Source organism: Paenibacillus sp. Marseille-Q9583, assembly GCF_976954365.1.
Window position 1 is genome coordinate 79140 of the sequence record NZ_CDRJTB010000011.1, and the last position, 21925, is coordinate 101064.

The 21925-nt window shown below is 43.6% G+C and carries 23 protein-coding genes and 1 other RNA gene; 11 read left to right on the top strand and 13 right to left on the bottom strand.

All coding sequences use genetic code 11. The features are described 5' to 3' along the window. Position 1: 1 nt before the first annotated feature. From ACWNM1_RS07900 to ACWNM1_RS07915, 4 genes are read left to right on the top strand one after another with little or no spacing between them, the layout of a single operon-like run. Positions 2–805, top strand: a complete 804-nt coding sequence (locus tag ACWNM1_RS07900; protein ID WP_449600571.1) for a DUF92 domain-containing protein — start codon at positions 2–4, stop codon at positions 803–805. 11 nt (positions 806–816) lie between these two features. Beyond that, positions 817–1419: a TetR/AcrR family transcriptional regulator gene (locus tag ACWNM1_RS07905; RefSeq protein WP_076283179.1), complete on the top strand. Its 603-nt coding sequence runs from the start codon at positions 817–819 to the stop codon at positions 1417–1419. A 54-nt stretch (positions 1420–1473) separates the two neighbouring features. Continuing rightward, positions 1474–3411 carry an ABC-F family ATP-binding cassette domain-containing protein gene (locus ACWNM1_RS07910; RefSeq protein WP_449600572.1) on the top strand — a complete coding sequence of 646 codons (1938 nt, stop codon included), beginning with the start codon at positions 1474–1476 and terminating at the stop codon, positions 3409–3411. Between the two features lie 12 nt (positions 3412–3423). After that, positions 3424–3936 (top strand): tetratricopeptide repeat protein, encoded by a 513-nt coding sequence (locus tag ACWNM1_RS07915; protein WP_449600573.1) that lies wholly within the window; start codon positions 3424–3426, stop codon positions 3934–3936. Positions 3937–3990: 54 nt separating this feature from the next. Here the strand turns inward: ACWNM1_RS07915 and ACWNM1_RS07920 are convergent, their stop codons facing one another. The 6 genes from ACWNM1_RS07920 to ACWNM1_RS07945 form a co-directional block, all read right to left on the bottom strand. Next, on the bottom strand, positions 3991–4821 hold the full coding sequence (locus tag ACWNM1_RS07920; protein ID WP_449600574.1) for a hypothetical protein: 831 nt from the start codon (positions 4819–4821) through the stop codon (positions 3991–3993). Further along, entirely contained in the window at positions 4805–5845 is a 1041-nt protein-coding gene (locus ACWNM1_RS07925) for a M42 family metallopeptidase (protein WP_449600600.1), read from the bottom strand. The genes ACWNM1_RS07920 and ACWNM1_RS07925 overlap by 17 nt, the downstream gene beginning before the upstream one ends. Positions 5846–5847: 2 nt before the next feature. Continuing rightward, entirely contained in the window at positions 5848–6159 is a 312-nt protein-coding gene (locus ACWNM1_RS07930; RefSeq protein ID WP_042186819.1) for a LapA family protein, read from the bottom strand. Positions 6160–6246: 87 nt separating this feature from the next. After that, complete coding sequence (pepF, locus tag ACWNM1_RS07935) at positions 6247–8037, bottom strand: oligoendopeptidase F (RefSeq protein ID WP_449600575.1); 1791 nt, start codon at positions 8035–8037, stop codon at positions 6247–6249. 220 nt (positions 8038–8257) lie between these two features. After that, positions 8258–8428, bottom strand: a complete 171-nt coding sequence (locus ACWNM1_RS07940; protein ID WP_167348490.1) for a hypothetical protein — start codon at positions 8426–8428, stop codon at positions 8258–8260. A gap of 6 nt (positions 8429–8434) precedes the next feature. Continuing rightward, a complete protein-coding gene (locus tag ACWNM1_RS07945) occupies positions 8435–8668 on the bottom strand; it encodes a hypothetical protein (RefSeq protein ID WP_036689271.1) in 234 nt (77 codons plus the stop codon). Between the two features lie 174 nt (positions 8669–8842). Between ACWNM1_RS07945 and ACWNM1_RS07950 the strand changes: the two genes are divergently transcribed. Continuing rightward, on the top strand, positions 8843–9040 hold the full coding sequence (locus ACWNM1_RS07950) for a cold shock domain-containing protein (protein WP_042126303.1): 198 nt from the start codon (positions 8843–8845) through the stop codon (positions 9038–9040). Positions 9041–9250: 210 nt separating this feature from the next. Here the strand turns inward: ACWNM1_RS07950 and ACWNM1_RS07955 are convergent, their stop codons facing one another. Then, positions 9251–10498: an MFS transporter gene (locus ACWNM1_RS07955; protein ID WP_449600576.1), complete on the bottom strand. Its 1248-nt coding sequence runs from the start codon at positions 10496–10498 to the stop codon at positions 9251–9253. Positions 10499–10699: 201 nt separating this feature from the next. Here ACWNM1_RS07955 and ACWNM1_RS07960 point away from each other — a divergent pair, with 201 nt between their 5' ends. Continuing rightward, complete coding sequence (locus ACWNM1_RS07960) at positions 10700–11782, top strand: tetraprenyl-beta-curcumene synthase family protein (RefSeq protein ID WP_449600577.1); 1083 nt, start codon at positions 10700–10702, stop codon at positions 11780–11782. A 66-nt stretch (positions 11783–11848) separates the two neighbouring features. Further along, positions 11849–12820, top strand: a complete 972-nt coding sequence (gene pfkA, locus ACWNM1_RS07965) for a 6-phosphofructokinase (RefSeq protein ID WP_042126307.1) — start codon at positions 11849–11851, stop codon at positions 12818–12820. 64 nt (positions 12821–12884) lie between these two features. On the opposite strand, the gene ACWNM1_RS07970 is transcribed toward pfkA, so the two are convergent. From ACWNM1_RS07970 to ACWNM1_RS07985, 4 genes are all read right to left on the bottom strand, one after another. Continuing rightward, the gene (locus ACWNM1_RS07970; RefSeq protein WP_449600578.1) at positions 12885–14258 is read right to left on the bottom strand and encodes an MATE family efflux transporter; all 1374 of its coding nucleotides are present in this window, start codon (positions 14256–14258) and stop codon (positions 12885–12887) included. 143 nt (positions 14259–14401) lie between these two features. Continuing rightward, entirely contained in the window at positions 14402–15610 is a 1209-nt protein-coding gene (locus tag ACWNM1_RS07975) for a putative glycoside hydrolase (RefSeq protein WP_449600579.1), read from the bottom strand. A gap of 230 nt (positions 15611–15840) precedes the next feature. After that, entirely contained in the window at positions 15841–16029 is a 189-nt protein-coding gene (locus tag ACWNM1_RS07980; RefSeq protein WP_036689649.1) for a hypothetical protein, read from the bottom strand. A gap of 191 nt (positions 16030–16220) precedes the next feature. Next, positions 16221–17042, bottom strand: coding sequence for a YitT family protein (locus ACWNM1_RS07985; protein ID WP_076283172.1), 822 nt, complete (start codon positions 17040–17042; stop codon positions 16221–16223). 332 nt (positions 17043–17374) lie between these two features. On the opposite strand from ACWNM1_RS07985, the gene ACWNM1_RS07990 reads away from it, so the two are divergent. Next, complete coding sequence (locus ACWNM1_RS07990) at positions 17375–19021, top strand: DEAD/DEAH box helicase (protein ID WP_076283171.1); 1647 nt, start codon at positions 17375–17377, stop codon at positions 19019–19021. Between the two features lie 120 nt (positions 19022–19141). Here ACWNM1_RS07990 and ACWNM1_RS07995 read toward each other — a convergent pair whose 3' ends face one another. Further along, a complete protein-coding gene (locus ACWNM1_RS07995; protein WP_042186834.1) occupies positions 19142–19237 on the bottom strand; it encodes a hypothetical protein in 96 nt (31 codons plus the stop codon). 186 nt (positions 19238–19423) lie between these two features. Between ACWNM1_RS07995 and ACWNM1_RS08000 the strand changes: the two genes are divergently transcribed. The 3 genes from ACWNM1_RS08000 to ACWNM1_RS08010 all read left to right on the top strand — a co-directional run bounded on the left by ACWNM1_RS08000 (position 19424) and on the right by ACWNM1_RS08010 (position 21092). Then, positions 19424–20248, top strand: coding sequence for a YesL family protein (locus tag ACWNM1_RS08000; RefSeq protein WP_449600580.1), 825 nt, complete (start codon positions 19424–19426; stop codon positions 20246–20248). Positions 20249–20351: 103 nt separating this feature from the next. Further along, positions 20352–20543: non-coding RNA, 6S RNA (gene ssrS / locus ACWNM1_RS08005), on the top strand. Between the two features lie 159 nt (positions 20544–20702). Next, positions 20703–21092: a DUF1499 domain-containing protein gene (locus ACWNM1_RS08010; RefSeq protein ID WP_042186839.1), complete on the top strand. Its 390-nt coding sequence runs from the start codon at positions 20703–20705 to the stop codon at positions 21090–21092. 295 nt (positions 21093–21387) lie between these two features. Here the strand turns inward: ACWNM1_RS08010 and tpx are convergent, their stop codons facing one another. Then, positions 21388–21906, bottom strand: a complete 519-nt coding sequence (tpx, locus tag ACWNM1_RS08015; protein WP_449600581.1) for a thiol peroxidase — start codon at positions 21904–21906, stop codon at positions 21388–21390. Positions 21907–21925: the final 19 nt, after the last annotated feature.

A 21925-nucleotide genomic window follows, 5' to 3' on the forward strand; every position in this document is an offset into this window, starting at 1 on the left:
TATGTTATGGATTATCGGCGCCCTTGGCGCTTTGTTAGTTGCGGGGTCGGCTTATAGGAAACAATCCTTAAGCCTTTCCGGCATGCTTGCCGCGGTAGCTATGGGGACCATTTATTTTGGTGCTGGAAATGCCTTTTGGTTTGGAATATTGTTGATTTTTTTCATCTCTTCAAGCCTGTTGTCTAAGCTTCATCATGATAATAAGGCAGAGCTTGAGCTGACTTATGCCAAGACAGGTCGTCGAGATGCTGGACAGGTCTTTGCTAATGGTGGGCTCGGGATGGTTTTCGTTCTACTGAATGCGATTGTTCCAATGGAACTTTGGGAATTTTTATTTATCGGCGTTATGGCAACGGTAACCTCTGATACATGGGCTACGGAGATTGGTACACTCAGCAAGAAGCCCCCTCGGTCTGTCCTGACAGGTAAAGTACTTACGGCAGGTGCCTCGGGTGGTGTATCCAGCCTGGGTACGCTTGCCGCCGCCGCAGGAGGTGCACTTATCGGTGCATCTTCATGGCTGCTGCGGATGATATCCGGCATGCCTGATCAATCCTTCTTGTTGCTTACATTGGCAGGACTCACTGGAGGACTTGCGGGTGCGTTCACGGATTCTATTCTAGGGGCAACCGTTCAGCTGATGAATCGTTGCACCGTATGCGGACGCGAAGTGGAAAATACACATCACTGCGGTAAAAAGGTTGAATACGCGCGTGGCTGGAAGTGGATGACTAATGATGCAGTCAATGCTATTAGCTCTATCGTCGGAGGGGCTATTGCCTTATTGTGTGGGATGATGTTTTAAAGGAGGAACCGATGAGCAGCACGTCCAATCATAAACATACTGCCATTCTGGATGCCGCATACGAGCTCTTCGGTTCAGGTGGATTTTATGAAACGAAGATGTCGGAAATTGCGGTTCAGGCCGGAATTGCTAAGGGCACCGTTTATTTATACTTCAAGAGTAAAGAAGAATTGTTCATGGCGGTAACGCGCCGGGATTGTGAGGGATTCCTTCAGCAATTACAGGAAAAGCTGAAGGCTAGTGATACTTTGGCAGGTAAACTGTCAATTATCGCCAAACATCATCTTTACTATTATTATGAGCGCAAGCGACACACGAAGCTCTTTTTCCGCGCACCGAACAATAACCCAGAGCTTGTGGCGTATATGACGCTTTTTATGGAAGAATATATGCAGGCAGTGGTGAAGGTATTGCTGGAGGGCGGAGTGTCTGAGCCTGAGCTTATGGCGCAGTCCTACATAGGGATGTTGGATCGACTGAAGATGGATATTTTGTTCGATCCGTCTTTTAAGGAAGAAGATGCGTATAAACGCGCTGGTTTCGCTGCGGGTCTTTTTATTAAAGGTGCTATGGATTACTTGAATTTAGGTCAGGATGATAGACCGGTGGAATAGCAGCTTCATGCTGCGACCGGTTTTATGAAAATATAAGGCAAGCGAGGAAATAGCATGAATATTATGACCGTGGAACATATTTCCAAAAGTTATGGAGAGAAAGTACTTTTTAGTGATGCTTCATTTGGTATGGACGATCGGGATAAAATTGGTTTGATCGGTGTGAATGGAACGGGTAAATCAACGTTTTTACGTATTATTGCCGGTCTGGATACCCCGGATGGTGGGCAAATTGCGATCGGAAATAATGTTCGAGTGCAGTACTTGGCACAGAACCCTCCTTATGAGCCGACAAATACGGTACTGCAACAGGTCTTCGCCGGAGATGATCCAGATCTTGCTACCATGCGTGAGTATATGGAGATCATGTCTCGCCTTGAAAAAGAGCCAGGTAATGCAGAACTGGAAGGCAAACTGGTGCGGATTGGGCAGGCTATCGATGCAGCAGGTACTTGGCATTTGGAGAGTGAAGCTAAGAGCGTACTTACTAAGCTGGGTATAGTGAAATTCGATGCGCTGATGGATACGCTGTCTGGTGGTCAACGGAAACGTGTAGCACTTGCAGCTGCCCTGATTACGCCATCTGAGCTTCTTATTCTGGATGAGCCTACGAACCATATTGATACGGACTCCGTGGCTTGGCTAGAGCAATATTTACAGAAACGGCGTGGCGCCCTCTTAATGGTAACGCATGATCGTTACTTTCTGGAGCGTGTCGCAAGTGTCATGCTAGAGCTGGACGGAGGACAGTTATACCGTTATGAGGCCAACTATTCCCGTTTTCTAGAGCTAAAAGCCGACCGTGAAGAGCGTGAAGCCTCTGCGGAGCAAAAGCGTAAGAACCTGCTTCGAACGGAGCTTGCTTGGATTCGTCGTGGAGCAAAAGCTCGATCAACGAAACAAAAGGCAAGAATCGACCGTTTTGAGAAGCTGAAAGAAAGTACAGGAAGCAGTTCGAACGGCTCGCTGGATATTTCGGTGGCATCCACACGTTTGGGTCGCAAAATCATTGAAATCAATGAACTGTCGAAATCGCTGGATGGTCGTCAGTTGATTAAAGATCTGACCTATATTGCTGTACCACAAGATCGCGTAGGTATTGTAGGTCCAAATGGTAGCGGTAAATCAACACTTCTGAATCTGATTGCAGGTAAGCTGCAGCCGGATAAGGGAGAGGTTCAGCTTGGCGCGACGGTTAAGTTGGGTTACTTTACGCAAGAACATCAGGATATGGATGACAGCATGCGAGCTATTGAATATGTGAAGGAAGAAGCGGAAGTCATACGTACAGCTGATGGTAGCGTCATTACGGCAGGCCAAATGCTCGAACGCTTCTTGTTCCCTCCTGCGATGCAGTGGACGCCAATTTCCAAACTGTCTGGTGGCGAAAAAAGACGCCTCTATCTGCTTCGTGTATTGATGGGAGCACCAAACGTATTGCTGTTGGATGAGCCTACGAACGACTTGGATATCGGTACGTTGGCTGTTTTAGAAGACTATCTGGATGAATTCCCGGGCGTCGTCTTTACCGTATCCCATGACCGTTATTTCCTGGATCGGACTATAGACAAGCTGATTGCCTTTGAAAATGGAGAAATTCGGCTTCATGTTGGCGATTATACGGAATATGAAGAATGGCTGGCCCAAAATGTTCCTTCACGCCATGCAGAATCGAACAAAGATGACGGGAATGCAAAGCGTAAAGAGACTACAGAAACAGTCAGTAACACAGCGGCATCATCAGCTTCCAAGACCAAACTCAAATTCAGTTTTAAGGAACAGCGTGAATATGAAGGAATTGACGAGCAGATCGAGCTTGCAGAACAGCGCTTGACTGATATTAGTGCGGAGATGGAAGCAGCGTTTGCTGACTCTGGGAGACTGCAGGAGTTAGTGGAAGAGCAAAGGCTTGCCGAAGCCGAGCTGGAGCGTCTAATGGAGCGCTGGACCTATCTGAATGAGCTTGCAGAGAAAATCGCTGGTAAAGCATAAAACGGATTGTCCATGTGTGACAATAAGGGAGGGCTCAGGTTGGAGAATCAACTTGTGGAAGCTGTAGCCCTGCGAAACGAAGGTAAAGCTGAAGAAGCCAGAGTGATGCTGTTAGAGCTATATGAGCAGAATAGTAATGATGCAGAACTTCTGTATCAATTGGCGTGGACGCATGATGTGCTCGGTCTGGAACGCGAGGCAGTCCCCTATTATGAGAAAAGCTTAACACTAGGTTTATCTTCGGAGCAGAGAGTCGGCGCTCTATTGGGACTGGGCAGCACCTATCGAACACTCGGAGAATATGAGAATTCCAAAGCAATATTGGAGCAGGCCATTCACGAGTACCCAGAGAATAAGGAATTTCCGGTGTTCCTTGCAATGACCTTGCACAATCTCGGAGATTATAGTCTGGCTATGGGGATGTTGCTTAAATTGCTGGCTGAAACCTCAGCGGATGAAGGAATAAGAAGTTATAGTAAGGCCATTTCATTTTACTCAGATAAGCTGGAGCAAGTCTGGGATTGAATAAAATCACAAAAAGAAGCGATCTCTGATAGTAGAGTATCGCTTCTTTTTGCTTTATTTCGTTCCGTCCACCGCGATCATTTGCACCACGGCACGAGAGTCGCCAGGTAAGATGATTTCATCAGCATTCATCTGTGAGGAGCCATCACCATCTAGAAAGATACCTTCGAGACCTTCAGCAGGCACGCTCTGTAGGATGGCTGAACGGAACTCTGCCGCCGTCGAGAGTGTTGGCGTAACAATCAGCCACAGCTTGCCATTATCGTCATACAACATGCCTGAGCGCATTCGTTTCTCATCCGAATAAGGAAGATGTTCTTTCGCTATCACATCTTCCCAGAGATCCTCATCCTGTAGATTCATACTAATGCCACCTTGCGCAAAATAATACTGGCGATCCGTAACGTTCAATTCTTCTCCCGATGAGACGACTTGTACGGAAAAGCTACGACTGACACCATCCCAGACCAGGGTTCCGCGCGCATATTTAGCGTTAAACCAGCCGGAGCCGTACGCCTTTTTAACGCCGTTAGTGGGGATATCATTCATGATAGCGATGGATAGAAGTGCATCTCCATAGAAGAAGCCTCCATTAATCCCATAAGCAATCACTTGCTGAAGGGGTGCACCAGCGGCTCTGAGTTTAATATCTTCGGGTGAAAGTGACATCATATAGAGTTGAACATTTTCTGGACTCACGGTCTCTAAATAAGTGTAAGCGTGTGGAAGACCATCAAAGGGATTTTCCTTGTGGCTTCTGGAAAACAGGAACATCGAGATTGCTGATGTTGCTATCATGAGCAGCAGAAGTGAGACTATCAGCCATTGTTTACGTCTCCAGAGCTGCTTTAACTTGCCAGTGCTTGCCTCAGTTAGTGCCCACATAAGCAGCGAGAAGCTTAGCAGTGTTTACTACAGCTTGCTTATGTGTACGTTCCATGGAGTGGGAGGCGTGTACGCCTGGGCCGATCAGTGCAGCACGAATATTATTGCCGCCTCGAAGGGCAGCGGAAGCATCGGAGCCGTACATTGGATAGATATCAACGGCATAAGGAATAGCAAGTGCTTCTGCCAGCTCAATCAAACGGCCAGTCATAACATAATCATAAGGGCCGGAAGAATCTTTTGCACAGATGGACACATCGGTTTCTTTACAGCTAAGATCGTCGCCCATGGCGCCCATATCGACTGCGATCATTTCATTAATCTCGCCAGGAATCCAAGCTGTGCCATGTCCCACTTCCTCATAGTTGGAGATGAGGAAGGAAAGGTTGTGGAGCGGTTTCCAGCCTTCGCGCTTCATGCTTTCCAGCAGGCCGAGAAGGGCAGCAACGCTCGCTTTGTCATCCAAATGCCGGGATTTAATATACCCGCTAGGTGTAATCACCGCACGTGCATCGAAGGAAATGAAATCACCAACGGAGATGCCTAATTTAAGTACATCTTCTTTGTTAGATACTAGCTCATCAATCCGTACTTCCATGTTCTCCTCTGAACGTTTGAAATCACGAGCATCTGGATATACGTGAACGGATGGATGGCTGGTTAAGATGGTTCCAGTATAGGTTCTGCCGCTGCGGGTATGGATCACACAGTATTCATTCTCGATGCTGTGCATTGTGAAGCCACCAACAGAGGTCAGTCGTAGTGTACCATCAGATTTAATAGAGCGAACCATGCCTCCAAGTGTATCCACGTGAGCGCTGATGCCGATAGTACGGGAAGGATCTAGGCCTGGGACGGTTAGAATTACGCCGCCTTTTTCATTCCAGCTTAGCGGTACATTTAATGCTGCCGCTTCTTCGGCAACCAGGTTCATTACTTGTGCTGTGAAGCCGCTGGGGCTCGGTGTATCCAGCAATTTTTTTAGGATTGAGAGTATGTAATCTTCGTTTGGTTGAATATTAATCATTAGTTAAGTCCTCCTGTTAGGCCATCATTGTCTGTGTTAAAAGAATCTAAAGAAGTGTCGGCATCACGAAGTTTGGTTAGCTCAGCATTTAAGCTTTTAATTTGTTTTTGTAGTTTGTACTGGCGAAAAATACCGTAAGAACCCACGATGATTCCACCAATTAACGCGCAGCCCAGAATAACTAGGATCAACGGTATATTAACTACATCAAAACCGAAATTGACTTGAACGGGATCCACGTTGATGACTGCAAATATGGCTGTTAGCAGCGCAAAGATTAAACCTGCAATTAAAGACCATTGAATTCTCATTGAATTCTTCCTCCTCAGGGGATATAACAGAATAAAATCCCTTGCCCAAATAGGGCAAGGGATTAATGCAATACTAAGCTCTCTGCCTTATTTGGTCAACTGTTCCATTTGAGCGATAACATCTTCGAAGACACTCATTGCTTCGCGAATCGGCTCAGGAGATGACATATCAACACCAGCTTTAGACAGAATATTAATGGAGTAGTCACTGCCGCCACTCTTCAGGAAGCCTAGGTAACGATCCACCGCAGGTTTGCCTTCTTCAAGAATTTGTTTGGCAAAGCTAGTCGCTGCTGAGAAGCCGGTTGCGTATTTATAAACATAGAAGCTGTTATAGAAATGCGGAATCCGCGCCCATTCCATCTCGATATCCTGATCTACAACCATTTCTTTACCATAGTATTTAACATTCAGGTCATAGTAGATGCTCGAAAGATCTTGTGGAGTAAGCGATTCACCTTCTTCAACACGCTGATGAATGATTTTCTCGAACTCAGCGAACATCGTCTGCCGGAAAATCGTTGTCCGGAACTGATCAGCATAGTAGGTGAGCAAATACATTTTTTCTTTAGGATCTGTAGACTTTTTGAGTAAATAATCCATTAGCAGCGCCTCGTTAGTAGTAGAAGCAACCTCTGCTAGGAAAATCGTATATTGCGCATCCCGATAATTCAGAGCGTTATCCGAAAAATACGAGTGTAATGCATGGCCCATCTCATGTGCCAGTGTAAACATACTGTTTAAATTATCATTATGGTTCAACAGTACGAAAGGATGCGTACCGTATGGCCCCCAGCTGTAAGCCCCGGACCGTTTATTCTCGTTCTCATACACATCGATCCATCCGTTGTCGTAGCCTTTTTGCAGCACGTTCAGATAATCTTCACCGAGCGGTTTGAGACCCTCTTTAGTGATTTTCTTGGCTTCTTCATAGGTAATATCTAATTTATATTCATCAACAAGCGGTGCAAACAGATCATACATATGTAACTCATCGACACCCAGCAGCTTCTGACGCAGTTTCATATAGCGGTGCATCAATGGAAGGCTTTCGTGAATCGTATCAATCAAGTTGGTGTAAACCTCTTTAGGAATGTTATCACCATAGAGTGACATTTCCATTACAGAAGGATATTTGCGAATTCGTGAGTAGAACACATTTTTATTTACATTGGCGCTAAGCGTTGCTGCGATAGTATTCTTCTGCTTCCGGTAGGTATCGTAGACTGCCTTAAAAGCATTTCGGCGAACCTCACGGTCGTTACTTTCGAGAAACTTGATATAGTTGCCATGAGTCAGCTCAACTTCTTTGCCATCCTCATCTTTGATCTTAGGGAATTTCAGATCCGCATTGTTCAGCATACTGAAAATATTCTGAGGTGCTTGAGCTAAATTTCCGACCTGAGCTAGCAGTGCTTCTTCTGCCTTAGAAAGCACATGGGCTTTTTCACGCTTCATTTCAGTTAAGGTGAATTTATAAGCGGATAGGTTCGGATCAGCGATGAATTGGTCGAGCTTCTCAATTGGCAACGCCAGAATTTCCGGGGTTACAAAAGATAAGGCTTCACCTGCTTCAATACCAAGCTTTTTCGCTTTGGAGGACAAAGCTTGAGAGTCAGGATTAGCTGTGTCTTCATCTTGACGCATATGTGCATACACGAAGAGTCGTTCAGTTAGGATGGACAGCTTGTCATCCATTTCAAAACATTTTTTTAGAGCATCCGCGGAATCTAGTGTACCCTGAAAATCCGCAGCTTTTTTGATTAGGGATTTAGCTTCAGCAAATTCTGCATCCCAATCCTTCTGAGAAGCAAACACATCTTCAAGCTTCCAACGATTCTCAGCAGGTACTTCGCTTCTTTTCAATAATTTTTCCATAGAAACCCTCCTAGAATGATGAGATGTAGTAGGCATAATCTCCCTCGGCAATACTGTAGATGATAAATCACCCGGTAGCAAGCTGAGCACAAGTAGAAGAGGGATGGACTTGGGTGAAATAGGCATAACATCCTCCTCTTGAAAGTAGAGTCGGCTTATTATGCCCTATTAAGTCCTGATTATTAATATTTAGTCTTCTTTAAATATATGAAAGTATAAGTTATGCCAATAAGCTATAAATAACAAAGATGAAGGCGAACAGAATCATAATGACTGCAGTTAAGGCCATGCCCCGCTTAAACTGCGGCGGGACACGATCCTTGGTCATAATTAGAACTGCGCCTAGACATAAGACTAGGACAACATAAATCGCGATATTTTCTGTGTTCATATTCTGTTATACCTGTTTGAAGGCTGCGATGATATTTTTATACTCTTCTTCATTATCTTTATAAGATTCTTTGTTGAATCGGTTGTTCACCCACTGCATCATAGCTGGACGACTAAGGAAAGTATGTGTTTCTTCTCCCCATTGATCGGAGATTTCGCGAAGTACGATATAACGTCCTTGAACTTCTACCGTCATCATATTCCATTTGTCTGTTTTGTATATTTCATGTTTTTTGATCATTATCATTACCACCCTGGCGATTTTTGGCTTTTGGCTCAATGATAACGCACTGGTCAAGGGAAAAGCAAATTAAATCACATATTTAAAGATCCAGATAGATTGATTTGAGTAGAAGATTGCAGTATAATATAGTTATACGCCATATATGGCGGTTATTTTTAGGAGGTTGTTCAATTGAAAGGTACAGTAAAATGGTTTAACGCAGAAAAAGGTTATGGTTTTCTTCAAGTAGAAGGCGGCGAAGATGTATTCGTACACTTCTCAGCAATTCAAGGTGAAGGATTCAAAACTTTGGACGAAGGTCAAGAAGTAGAATTCGACATCACTGATGGTAATCGTGGACCGCAAGCTGAAAACGTAGTAAAATTATAAGAAACGGCAAAGACAGTTACGCTGTCTGCTATAAATATATAATTTACTTGGCAAGCCCTTGCAAGAGTGGTTACCAACTATAGAACACAGTTCTTTCGGGAACTGTGTTTTTTTACGTCTAATAGAATCAATTTTGATGAAAGGTCTTTGCATTCCCAAGTAAGGGATAGCAAAGACCTTTTAATATTTTTGAGTATCAGAAGTGTTTTATTATAGGGAAGCTTTTTTGTTCTTATTCTTGAAATAGCGCATTGAATCTCGATGGGTATCCAATAAATGCTGTCCTAAAAAGCCTACAAAAGCAAGAAGGCTGAAGCCAACCGCTACCATATAGAAGGTGAAGCGTCCAGCTTCCTGATAGATCATTCCACCAAATGTACCACTTAGAAGTCCAGCTGCGCTTGACCAAACAACTGTGTAGATTGCAAGACCGGTTGCTCGGAGACGATCAGGAATAATCCGAGTAATATAGCGGACACATGTTACAAAAAAGACGCCAAATGTCAGGCTATGCAAGGCTTGAATTGCGATTATAGAGCCTGGGTGATCGGCGAGCGCCATTAGTAGAAAGCGAAGGGCATACATGAGACTGGCTAAAATTAATAAGGGCAGTTCTTTAAATTTGTCGCCATATTTGCCGAGTATAAATAATACAGGGATTTCACTTAGTGCTGAGGCAAGTAATGCCCAGCCGATCACTTCCTCACCAGCGCCCAGGTTCTTTAAACTGATGGTGAGAAAAGCTTCGTTCATTCTATGGCCCAGTGCGAGTACAAAGACACATCCGAAGAACCACAGCACCTCTTTTCGCAAAAGAATATCTTTAAGCCCATGCTCTTTCTTGCCTGGTTTGGTAGTAACAGCTTTCTGATCGGGGAGCTCTGGAACAGTTTTTTTGACATCCTTTAGGCCAATTGTAATTAGAAGCGCGATTATAATGATGATAATACATAAGGTAAGACTCCAAGTAGCACCTAAAGCTCTAAGCGCATACCCGACGGTTAAAGCAAAGAAAGAATAGCCTAATGAGCCAAATACACGAATTGTAATGAAGTTTCGACCGTGTCGCTCCGCAATTTTGATGGCCATTGTATCAGCAAGCGGAAAAACTGGGTAATAGAAGAAGTAGAAAAAGGACAAAATAAGCATAACGGAAGAAAATTCGGTCGCTCTGGCTAATAGAAGTCCGGTAACTAATTGCCCCGCGAGTAAAATAAACATGATTTTTCGAATGGTACCTAGCTTATCGCTCATCATACTCCAGAAGAGATTGGATAGGATGGAGATGAGGGGACCGAGAGAATACAAGTAGCCCACCTGAGAACTGCTAAACCCTAAATGTGTGTAGAATAAAGGAAAGTAGGATACTACAAGAACGCTAGTGCCATAAATCGTAAAAAGAAAGGAACGAAGCCAATTCTGATCACTGTAAGGGCTTCCGGTCCGTTTTGAAAACATGAAAGTGCACTCCTCTGAGATTGAAATATGGCTAGTATAGCATAAAGCTATGGAGGGTTATGTGTTTTATTCTTGAATTGCGTTATTTCTGAATCTTTCATAATTTTACGAAAGTGATTTTGTTGTTTGTACAAATACGTCTGATCATATTATAATAAGTGGTGATTTGGATAAGGAGACAACAATGTGGAGGCACTATCATTGAGTGAATTAGAGCAAGGCCGTTACCTTAGCCCGCGTGGCCCTATTGGGCTTATGAACAGGGTCTATAAGTACGTGCTGCCTGAAGTGAGAGAAAGTCTGCACTTCTGGCGCCAAGATGCGAATGGGATTCCCGATCCCGAGCTCCGGAAGCAAGCACTTGCCAGCATTGAAACAAAGGAGTTTCACTGCATAGGTGGAGGTATTTATGCCGCCGGCAATTTATCGATGAGACATATACTTATTCCGCTTATTGTTGCTTATCAAACTATCAGTGATTATCTAGATAACTTATGTGATCGCAGTACTTCGCTTGATCCTGCAGATTTCAGGCTGCTGCATCAATCTATGCTGGATGCCATTGATCCAAACGCTGAACCTGTCAATTATTATGCGCTTCGCGATGAACAGAATGACGGCGGATACTTGAATAGGCTAGTTCGAAAATGCCAGGAGATGATCTCTTTGCTGCCAGGTTATTCCGCTGCTGCAGCGGAGATTCGTGATTTGGCTGTGCTGTATACAGATTTGCAGGTATATAAGCATATCCGCCCGGAACTCAGGGAAACAGCCCTGAAGGAATGGTGGGAGCAGCAGGGTAGCCGTGCTCCGCATCTGCATTGGAACGAGTTTGCAGCTGCAACGGGCTCTACTTTAGGCGTATTCATGCTTTTTCTATCTGCATGTGATCCGAAGCTAAGTAAGTCTTCTTCGGAATCGATTCGAGCTGCATATTTTCCACATGTTTGTGGATTGCACATTATGCTGGATTATTTGATTGATCAGGAAGAGGACCGAGCAGGCGGCGATCTTAATTTCTGCAATTATTATGACGACACGGATACCATGTTAAGTCGGATCGCTTCCATGGTTGAGTGGGCCCGTAAGGATGTACGTGAACTTCCGGAATCATCTATGCATCGGATGGTGATTGAGGGATTGCTGGCACTTTATTTATCTGATCCGAAAGTTAGCGAACAGCGGGAAGTTCGCACTGTGTCTAAAAGCCTGATGAGAGGAAGTCCGCTTACAAGGCTGTTCTTCTTCGCTAATAGCCGCTGGATACGCAATCGTTTTTTGTAACAAGGCTGCGAAGCTTCACCTATACAACGGATGGGGCATTGCACAACTTTAAGGAGGAACAACAGAATGTCAAAAATCAAAAAAATTGCAGTACTGACTAGTGGTGGAGATTCACAAGGTATGAACGCCGCTGTTCGTGCGGTTGTAAGAAGCGCACTTTATTATGGCATTGAAGTTTTTGGAGTTCAACGTGGATATCAAGGTCTTCTGAATCGCGATATCTTCCCTATGGATCTTCGCAGTGTTGGTGACATTATTCAACGTGGGGGAACCATTCTGCAATCTGCAAGATGTCTGGAGTTTACAAAACCAGAAGGCCAGCAAAAGGGTGCAGATATTCTTAATGAAATGGGCATCGATGGCCTAGTGGTTATAGGTGGAGATGGTTCTTATAAAGGTGCTAATAAACTAAGTAAACTCGGTATTAAGACGATGGCATTACCGGGAACTATTGATAATGATATTTCCTACACGGATTACACCATTGGGTTTGATACAGCAGTTGGTGTCGTTGTAGATGCTATTAACAAGCTGCGTGACACGATGTCCTCCCATGAGCGTTCTTCCATTGTAGAAGTTATGGGACGTCATTGTGGAGATATCGCGCTACATGCAGGTCTGGCTTCTGGAGCAGAAACAATTCTCGTGCCAGAAATGCCATATGACTTGAATGAAGTTGCGGATCGTATGCGCGACAACTTTGTCAGAGGTAAACGTCACAGTATCGTCATCGTTGCAGAAGGTGTGGGTAAAGGCGAAGATGTGGCCCAAGCGTTGAAAGATCGTCATGCTTCTCTGGATGCACGGGTTACTGTACTTGGACATATTCAGCGGGGAGGAACACCAACACCTGGAGACCGGAACCTTGCTAGCCGTCTTGGTGACTTTGCCGTTCGTAAACTAATTGAAGGTGAGTCTGATAAAGGTTGCGGTATCATCAAGGGAGAACTAACCCTTACAGATATCGATCTTGTAGTGAATACGAAGAAAGACTTTGACGTGGAGTTGTACGAGCTTGCATCCCGTCTTTCTCAATAATTAACACACAAAAAAGGAACAGCTGCGAATTTCGCACTGTTCCTTTTTTGTATTCTTTTGATTATTAGTGATGTGCTTGAGCGTCTGCATATTGTGTAGCATAACGGCGTTGAACTTTAACAAGCCGAGTCAAGAGCAATGTAGCCCCAATCGCAAGGCCTGTGATCAAGCCGATCCAATAACCATAAGCTCCTAGATCCGTATAAGTAGCAAGTACATAGCCTGTAGGAAGCCCTATAACCCAATAAGCTATAAAGCAAATAATGAAGGCTGGATTAACATCCTTATAGCCACGAAGTGCTCCTTGTGTAGGTGTTGCAATCGCATCGGAAATCTGGAAAAAGATCGCATAGATTAAGAAATGTTGAATTAATGAAATGACATCAGGTTCATCAGTGTATAAACCAGCTACATGATGGCCAGCAAATAAGAGCAGGAGTGCAGTTGCCAGGGAGAGGATAGCCGCAAGTCCAATTCCCATAATGGCATATTGACGGGCATCCTTTTGCCTGCCGGATCCAGTCTCGAAGCCGACGAGAATGGTAAGGCTCATACAGATACTGAGCGGAATCATATATAACGTAGTTGCAAAATTAATGGCTGCTTGATGAGCTGCAATCGTTACAGTATCGAACCGACTCATCAACAAGGTTACAGCGGAGAAGACTGCAGTTTCAAAAAAGATCGAGAAGCCAATAGGTACACCGATCTTCAGTAGATCTTTGAAGCTTTTTAGCGATATAAAGTAGAACTGTCGGAAAATTCTAAGGCTTGCAAAGGGTTCTACTCGATAAATGAACAGCAGGGCAACCGAAAAAATTACCCAGTAGGTGATAGCTGATGCCACTCCAGCTCCAACACCGCCAAGTCGAGGAAACCCGAATTTTCCGAAGATTAATAAGTAGTTCAAACCAACATTCACGGGTAGGGCTATGAGTGTGATCAACATGGACACTCGTGTTTGTCCCAGAGCGTCTATACAACTACGGAGAACTGTATATCCAAACAGCGGGATAATTCCGAAGGAGATCGCACTTAGGAATCGAAATGCAACATCTCTTACAGTCGGCTCCAGATTCATAAAATTAAGGATAGGTGACAATGCGAAGCTCCCGATTAGTAAGACAATTACAGAGACGATCAGTGATAACCAGATTCCCTGTGTGACTTGATAGGCTACTTCCTTTTCTTTTTTGCTTCCGATGAGCTGAGAGACGATGGGGGTAATCCCCATAAGGATTCCACTTAAGCCCGTTTGAATTGGAATCCAGAGACTGGTTCCTATCGCCACACCTGCCAGATCGGCTGTACCAAACTTACCTGACATGTTTGTATCAAAGAAGGTGATCGCTGATAAAGCAATCTGTGTAACCAGGATTGGAAATAAAATATGAAAGAATTGTATTGCTTTTTGTTTTAAAGAGGTGGCTTGTATCATCGTTCTTTGCCTCATTCTCTGTTGGTTTTTAATGATTACAGTAAAAGTTCTCTTTTTCTCCATTAAAAGACCCGGCAAATGCCGGGTCTTTATCTTTATATATCATACCTGATTTCAATTATACATAATAAGGGCTATATGCATTATTTCTCATAATCGACATCGGAGGTATATCGGTTATTGGCATTCCAGAGCAGAAACTCCTCTACATTTTCATCCTTTAAAGCGCGGATTTGATCTTCCACCTGTTTTTTACCGTATTTAATATAATGACCTTTTCCGAGCCAGCTTGCTGTAAAATCTTGAATCCAAGGACGAATAACAGGTTTGTAGCTGCCTAGAGGATCAAGCTTCTTATGGGTATCAACCATGGAGCCTTTAATGGTAGCATACGGATCTAAGTCAGGCTCTTTCACTCCAAACCATCCCGTTGAATAATGACTTGGATAAATCATCGGGCTGATGACATCCACATTCTTGGAGATTTTAACGAAGTCTTGTCCTATACCCTCAGCAGGAGCAGAGGCGGCATATCCAAAAATATCTACGGATACACGAACACCAAGTGGAGCAAGCTCTGCTTTTGCGTATTTTACAAAATTAGAAATGATATCTACGCGAGAATCACTGGTTTTGGTGTATTTAAGTGTGTCTGCACGTTTTTCGAAGCCTTCAGGAAAGCGCACATAGTCGAATTGAATTTCTTTAAAGCCGAGTTTGACAGCTTCTTTGGCAATATCGACATTGTACTTCCAGACATCTTCATTATAAGGATTAACAAAGCTATCGCCGCCTTTATTCTTCCATACTGTGCCGTCTGCATTAACAAAGGATAATTGCGGGTTCTTTTTGGCAAGTATAGAGTCCTTAAAGACAACAATTCGAGCGATAGGATATACATCATGTTTATTCAATCTTTCCATCAGTTTGTTGATGTCGCCAATAAATGGCTGCGGATTACCGAGTTTCTGAAGTTCAGGATTTTCGGTTTTATACGTGATGTAACCTGCATCATCCTTAATGTCGATGACCATAGAATTTAGTTCCGTCTGATCAAGTAAAGAAAGAAGCTTTTCCATTCGTTCTCCACCGGCACTGTATGCGGTAACATAGATGCCTTTTACTTTTGGCGCATCCGGCTGAGGATCTGCGTGTAGCATGCTTTGTGAGTCATTTGCTTCTGCTGTAGCATTTGGAGCTGGAGTTGAATCATTTGAATTATTATTTTGCGCAGCGATGATGGGGGGATTCATGGCGGACTTCAATGCAATTGCCACTTCAGCGTCATGTTGATTCTGTTGCACGCCTACACTTCCCAAGGCCATCATCAGTAGAGCCCAGGTGATGTTCATTCGTATTCTCTCCCTTTATGTACATTTCCTAAATTATATAGGAACGGTTGCTTCTAAAAAGAACAGTGTTGTAATAATGTTGGCTCAGATCGGGTCTGAAAATCCATCCTTCGATGTATATAACCGGGACGCACAGATTCTAAACGTATTGTAAAAAGTAAATGCCGCCTCAACACGGCAACATGGCCGAACTTAAGGCGGCAACTATCAAGACTTCTCTTGCGGCTTACTCATTGAAGATACGCAGAATTCTGATGTTCACAGATACTGTAATGGATGATATCCATGGCATCTGCAGGTTCCAGAATACTAAGCCCGTCACGCAGAACGATTACGGAATTTAATTCGTCCTGTTTGAGAAACGGCATCATATCAGGATACCACCTCATGACGATTGCTGACAGCTTTACCGTTTCCATTTCCACAAAAATCACCCTTTCCTTTTTCGATAGGTCTGAATGGAATTCAGTAATCATCGGAAAACGAAGTGCTTGGAAAAAAGAGGGGTAAATCTCAATCTTTATGAAATTGTTAGGGTTCTGCGTGATTATAATATATCACAATTCTGTGATTGGTGCATTTTCCAAATTAATACTTTTCATTGCCTGTTTTATCTTTTTCGGAAGGAGCCCATAACACCAACTGTCTCGACAATATTCACAAATGCTTGAGGATCTGTCGTGCGGATAATACGTTGCAGTTCAGCAAGCTCGTAGCGGGTTGTTACTGTCATTAGCATGTCCTTTTCAACATGAGAATAAGCGCCTTCTGTTTTAATCTTTGTGACACCGCGTTGAAGCCCCATTAAATGCTGAAGGAGCTCATCTGTACGATTTGTTACTATATATACGGTTACCTTTAAATGGCTGATGTGAATCATGTCCAGTACCTTACCGGTTACATATATAGATACCATCGATGCAAGAGCCAAGTTCCAGTTGTTGTCAAAATATGCCGCGGCAAGAATAACGAGTCCGTTTAAGCTAACCACCACGTTTCCAACGGGGAAATCGCGGAATTTAGTGATGATGGATCCCAGGATATCAAAACCTCCGGATGAACCACCTGCACGGAAGCTGAAGCCACAGCCAATACCGACCAGCACGCCACCAAATACAGAAGAAAGCAGCATATCAGTAGCTACCAAATATTCGGGAATGATCGTCAAGAACCAGGTTGTTGCCACAACGGATAACATGCTTAACATAATAAATCTCCGGCCTAGCTGGAACCAACCAGCTACAAGCAATGGAATATTAAAGAGAAAGTACAAGAGGCTTATGTTTAGTGGTGTAAAGTAACCCACTAACATCGAAAGCCCGGATACTCCTCCGCTGAGTAAGCGATGAGGGATTAGAAAAAGATTAAATCCACTGGCGATCAACGCTGCCCCGAAAATAACTGCAATACAATTCCAAATCTGTCTTAACAAGCAAATCCACCTCTATAAATAAATTTAAAAATAAACCATGTATGCAATGAAAAGAAAGGAACCCACTGGTATTCCTACTTAGAGTTGTGATATAATGTACAGGATATTCTTGAGTAGGACGTTACAATGGTATTTTTGCATTGCATCGGATGTAAAGCTACAGTTGCTCAGGTACAATGAAGTACCTGATGAAAGGGAGGCTTTTCGTCCCAAAAGCGCTATATCATGCAGAAAAAAGAGCATGATTGGACAGCATATAAATGTGTTTACCGCTACTTAAGAATACAGACAAGCATGTGGAATGTCCACTGTATAGAAGGAGCATGAATAATTTGAAAACATTCGCAGAATTTGGCTTGGAGCCAAAAGTGCTACAAGCAATCACAGAGTTAGGATTTGAGGAGGCAACACCGATACAGGAGCAGTCAATCCCATTGGCATTGACTGGATCGGATCTGATCGGTCAAGCACAGACTGGTACAGGTAAAACTGCTGCTTTTGGTATCCCCCTCATTTCGAAGATTAATCGCGAAGACGAAAAAATTCTGGCACTTATTATGGCACCTACACGTGAATTGGCCATTCAAGTATCAGAAGAAATCGGTAAGCTAAGCCGTTTTAAAGGTCTTCGTTCGTTGGCAATTTATGGCGGACAAGATATTGGTCGCCAAATCCGTGGTCTTAAGAAGAAACCACAAATTATTATTGGTACACCAGGACGTTTGCTTGACCATATCAACCGTAAAACCATTCGTTTGGATGATGTTCAAACTGTTGTATTGGATGAAGCAGATGAAATGCTGGATATGGGCTTTATGGAAGATATTCAGACCATCCTCAAGCTCGTTCCTGAAGAGCGTCAAACTATGTTGTTCTCGGCTACAATGCCTCCAAACATTCAACGTCTTGCACAGCAATTCCTGAACAACCCGCAACACGTCTCCGTTATTCCGAAACAAATCAGTGCTCCACTGATTGATCAAGCATATGTTGAAGTACCTGAACGTCAAAAGTTCGAAGCGCTTAGTCGTTTGATTGATATGGAATCACCTGAGCTTGCAATCGTGTTCGGACGTACAAAGCGCCGGGTTGATGAGCTTGCAGAAGCTTTGCAAAAACGTGGATACTCTGCTGATGGATTACATGGTGACCTGTCTCAGAACCAACGTGATGCTGTAATGCGTAAATTCCGTGATGGCAGCATTGATGTGCTGGTAGCTACTGACGTAGCGGCTCGTGGTTTGGACGTATCCGGCGTTACTCATGTAATTAACTTTGACTTGCCGCAAGATCCGGAAAGCTATGTACACCGTATCGGTCGTACTGGTCGCGCTGGTAAAGAGGGTACAGCTTGGTCTTTCGTTACTCCACGCGAAATGGATCACCTGCATTTGATCGAACGCGTTACTCGTCACCGTATTACTCGTAAACCATTGCCAACTATGGCTGAGGCTATTGAAGGTAAACAACGCGTAACAGCAGAGCGCTTGCTTGAAATGGTTGAGAACGGTGAATTGAATGAGTACAAAGGTATTTCTATTCAATTGCTTGAGCAATATGATTCCGTTCAATTGCTGTCAGCTGCAATGAAGCTTCTGACTGGTGATAAGAAGGATTCTGCGATTGAATTGACTCCTGAAGATCCAATCCGTGCTAAACGTCGTGGTGGTAAGAACGACATTCGCAGTGGCCGCAAACCTAATGGTGGTTATGGTGGCAACCGTGGTACTTCCGGTGGCAGCACTGGTGGATACCGTGGAAACCGTGACAACAACGGTGGCGGAAGTCGTGGTGGCTACAGCAGCGGTGGCAGTAACTATGGTAGTGGCAGTGGCGGTTATGGCGGTGGCTATAAAGGCAACCGTGATGGCGCAGCTAGCCGTGATGGTGGAGCGAACCGCAGTGCGGACCGCAAACCATCTACTCGCCCAAGCAGCACAAGCACACGTCCAGCAAAACGCGAAGATTTCGATAATTAATACTTGATCAGAACCCGCGGGGGATGATTTATCAAAATATAAGAAGACGAGATGCCGGAATAGCGGTTCTCGTCTTCTTTTTGCTGAAATAAAAGGGTGTTTATTGAATTAGCAGCTTATTTAAATGAAAGTACGAGTGATGATAACGAGCAGGATAAACAATACGAGGATCGTACCAGTGGAAGTCCAGCCGCCGTAGCCAACAGGTGAGGACATATAATAACCTCCTTTAGAATGTGGTGATTTTGGGAATTCTTATGATCACAATCCCAATATATGGACTCTATAGACTTAATGTATAGACGATGACCTAGAATTCAGAAAGTTGGGCTATGGAAAAGAGTAGGTCAAATGAGGTATAGTTAAGATAAGCAGTATGCAAGAGACAGAGGAGGAAGGGAATTGGAGTTTAAAGGAGCAATGGGTGGTTTATACCGCATCACAGAATGGATTACACGTATCGCAGCTAGTAATATCTTATGGGCACTATGTTCCGCCCCGTTTTTATTTTTTGGATTGATGAAATTGATGATGCTTGGGACAAGCTCAGGTGGAGTAAATGAGCAGCTCACATTGAACTGGGCTATGGGGATTCTGGCGCCATTTACAGTATTTCCTGCTTCGGCGGCTTTATTTACCGTTGTGCGCAAATGGGTTATGGGGAACACGGATGTAGGAACTTTTCGTACGTTTTTTCAGGGGTATAAAGAGAATTATTTAAAAAGTATGCTCGGTGGAATTATCTACACATTGATGTTCGTTATTATGTACGTCGATGTAACGGTTTACATGACACAAATGCCTAACTTCAGAATTGTTGGTATTTTAATGTTAGTGCTCATGATTATTTTATCGGTGTCTATGTTTAACTTCTTTTCTATTGTCGTTCATTATCAAATGAGCTTTAAACAAGTGATGACTAACTCAATATTGCTGACTATAGCACGTCCGATTCGCGTGTTCTCAACTTTGATTGCAGCTGCAGTGCTAGCTTATATTGGTCTTAGATATCCAGCACTGTATTTCATCTGTATTCCATCGTTGATTGCGATGGCTGCTTTCTTTAACTTCTATGCTACCTATAATAAACTGCAATTGCAGGTGGAGCAGAAGAAACTGAAAGAGGAAGAAGAGCGAGAAGCTGCTTTGAACAATCAAGATGATGACGACGATGACGATGATGATTATGAAGACGATGTTGAAGATAAAGATGTAAAACGTATTTAACAAAGACGAGTATAGGCACTCGGAAATCGTCAGTAATTTAATTCCAGTGTAAAATAAAGCGCATACAGGTTTACTTTTTCGTTAAAACGCAATATAATAATAACAAATCCTGCGATGTTCGTTACGGTTGCTCGTTGTTTTGAACCAATGATAATGTCTTGGGAGATCTACACGAAGCGCAGCTGAACAGCCCTGTCTATATGACTTGGGGAATTCAAAAACGTTTTCTGCGATCACCCACCTGCTCTAGCAGGTTCAGAAGACACTGTAGCCGGACGGCATAAGCGGGTTTTCTAATGTTTAGGCCAAAGCGCCCTGTATCCCGTGAAAGTTGGGAACGGGCGCTTTTTTGTGTGTCTGGAACAAGGAGAAAGTGAGTAATACCCTTTTGTTCCTGAGACAAGAGTGTTACACTTAGAATAATGAACTTGGGATTTGTAGAGGGGGAAGAATTTTGTCGTTAAAAAGAACCTTGGTTGGTTTATTCCGTAGTCATGATGGAACAAGCGACCGCGCAAAAGATCCGACATTAAAAACGCGTTATTACAATCTTACGAAAGACAAAGCCTGGGAGGAAGTTTCATCGACGCTTAAGAAGATTCCTGGATTCAAGGTGCTTCATGAAGTGGAGTCAGTAGGTGAGATTACTCTGGAGAAGAGAACGGCATTCGGCCGTACACTGGACATTACTGTCTCTGTACTCAATACCACACCTGTACGTTGTGGCGTAGATATGTACTCTGCATCTAGAGGTTCGCTAGGTGATTTGGGTGCTAATTACCGTGTCATTCAGCGGTTATATGCGTCCTTGGACAAAAAATTAGGAAAATACAAAGCAGACTAATTTTCAGAGATTCTTACTAAACCTTCTTACTTAGGGATTGTATGAATGCGTTTACGCAAATGTTGACTGCTCTGGATATTATCGATAAATCTTTCTATTACAAAAAAAAGCGGGAGAAGGATGGACCTTCTTCCGCTTTTTTCAAAATATAAGAAAGTATAAGTTCTACACCTATACTTTCTTATATTTCTCGCATAAACACATTGTCGCCCTTGTAAGGACGACAAAGGCATTTATGCTTGCAGTGATAAGTAAGTATTGTCGAAAATGGCCGCTAACTTACTGTTCTAGAGAATTAGAGCAAACTCTTCACAGCAGCTATAGCATCTTCGTAATTAGGGTGCTCAGTCATTTCACCCAAATATTCAACATAGGTGAGTGTGTTGTTCTTGTCTAGTACAAAAATAGAACGCATATCTAACCGGAATTCTTTGATTAGTACGCCATAAGCTTGTCCGAATGAGGCTGCTTTGTGATCGGATAGAGTGATTACGCGATCGATCCCTGCAGCGCCACACCAGCGTGCTTGAGCAAATGGTAGGTCCATACTTACCGTGAGGATAACTACATCGTCACCTAGCTCTGCAGCTTCGCTGTTGAACCGGCGGGTCTGTGCATCACATACACCAGTATCTAGAGAAGGTACAACACTGATCAGCTTGATTTTACCGGCATAATCACTAAGAGACACTTCTTCCAGTAGATTCTTACTAAGAACAAAATCAGGAGCGGGATCACCAGCTGTAAGCTTGGGTCCTACGAGAGTGATGGGGCTGCTTTTGAAAGTAGCTACGCCTGTTCTTTCTTGCGTCATATCCTTGTTTTCCTCCTCG

What these genes read in the sequence shown, in the direction of transcription:
- ACWNM1_RS07970 (WP_449600578.1), bottom strand. Translation starts at nt 14,258, where the DNA reads ATGATACAAGCCACCTCTTTAAAACAAAAAGCAATACAATTCTTTCAT.
- ACWNM1_RS07975 (WP_449600579.1), bottom strand. Translation starts at nt 15,610, where the DNA reads ATGAACATCACCTGGGCTCTACTGATGATGGCCTTGGGAAGTGTAGGC.
- ACWNM1_RS07905 (WP_076283179.1), top strand. Translation starts at nt 817, where the DNA reads ATGAGCAGCACGTCCAATCATAAACATACTGCCATTCTGGATGCCGCA.
- ACWNM1_RS07980 (WP_036689649.1), bottom strand. Translation starts at nt 16,029, where the DNA reads ATGGAAACGGTAAAGCTGTCAGCAATCGTCATGAGGTGGTATCCTGAT.
- ACWNM1_RS07920 (WP_449600574.1), bottom strand. Translation starts at nt 4,821, where the DNA reads ATGTGGGCACTAACTGAGGCAAGCACTGGCAAGTTAAAGCAGCTCTGG.
- ACWNM1_RS07900 (WP_449600571.1), top strand. Translation starts at nt 2, where the DNA reads ATGTTATGGATTATCGGCGCCCTTGGCGCTTTGTTAGTTGCGGGGTCG.
- ACWNM1_RS07945 (WP_036689271.1), bottom strand. Translation starts at nt 8,668, where the DNA reads ATGATCAAAAAACATGAAATATACAAAACAGACAAATGGAATATGATG.
- ACWNM1_RS07940 (WP_167348490.1), bottom strand. Translation starts at nt 8,428, where the DNA reads ATGAACACAGAAAATATCGCGATTTATGTTGTCCTAGTCTTATGTCTA.
- pepF (WP_449600575.1), bottom strand. Translation starts at nt 8,037, where the DNA reads ATGGAAAAATTATTGAAAAGAAGCGAAGTACCTGCTGAGAATCGTTGG.
- ACWNM1_RS07910 (WP_449600572.1), top strand. Translation starts at nt 1,474, where the DNA reads ATGAATATTATGACCGTGGAACATATTTCCAAAAGTTATGGAGAGAAA.
- ACWNM1_RS07915 (WP_449600573.1), top strand. Translation starts at nt 3,424, where the DNA reads ATGTGTGACAATAAGGGAGGGCTCAGGTTGGAGAATCAACTTGTGGAA.
- ACWNM1_RS07930 (WP_042186819.1), bottom strand. Translation starts at nt 6,159, where the DNA reads ATGAGAATTCAATGGTCTTTAATTGCAGGTTTAATCTTTGCGCTGCTA.
- ACWNM1_RS07995 (WP_042186834.1), bottom strand. Translation starts at nt 19,237, where the DNA reads ATGTCCTCACCTGTTGGCTACGGCGGCTGGACTTCCACTGGTACGATC.
- ACWNM1_RS07955 (WP_449600576.1), bottom strand. Translation starts at nt 10,498, where the DNA reads ATGTTTTCAAAACGGACCGGAAGCCCTTACAGTGATCAGAATTGGCTT.
- tpx (WP_449600581.1), bottom strand. Translation starts at nt 21,906, where the DNA reads ATGACGCAAGAAAGAACAGGCGTAGCTACTTTCAAAAGCAGCCCCATC.
- pfkA (WP_042126307.1), top strand. Translation starts at nt 11,849, where the DNA reads ATGTCAAAAATCAAAAAAATTGCAGTACTGACTAGTGGTGGAGATTCA.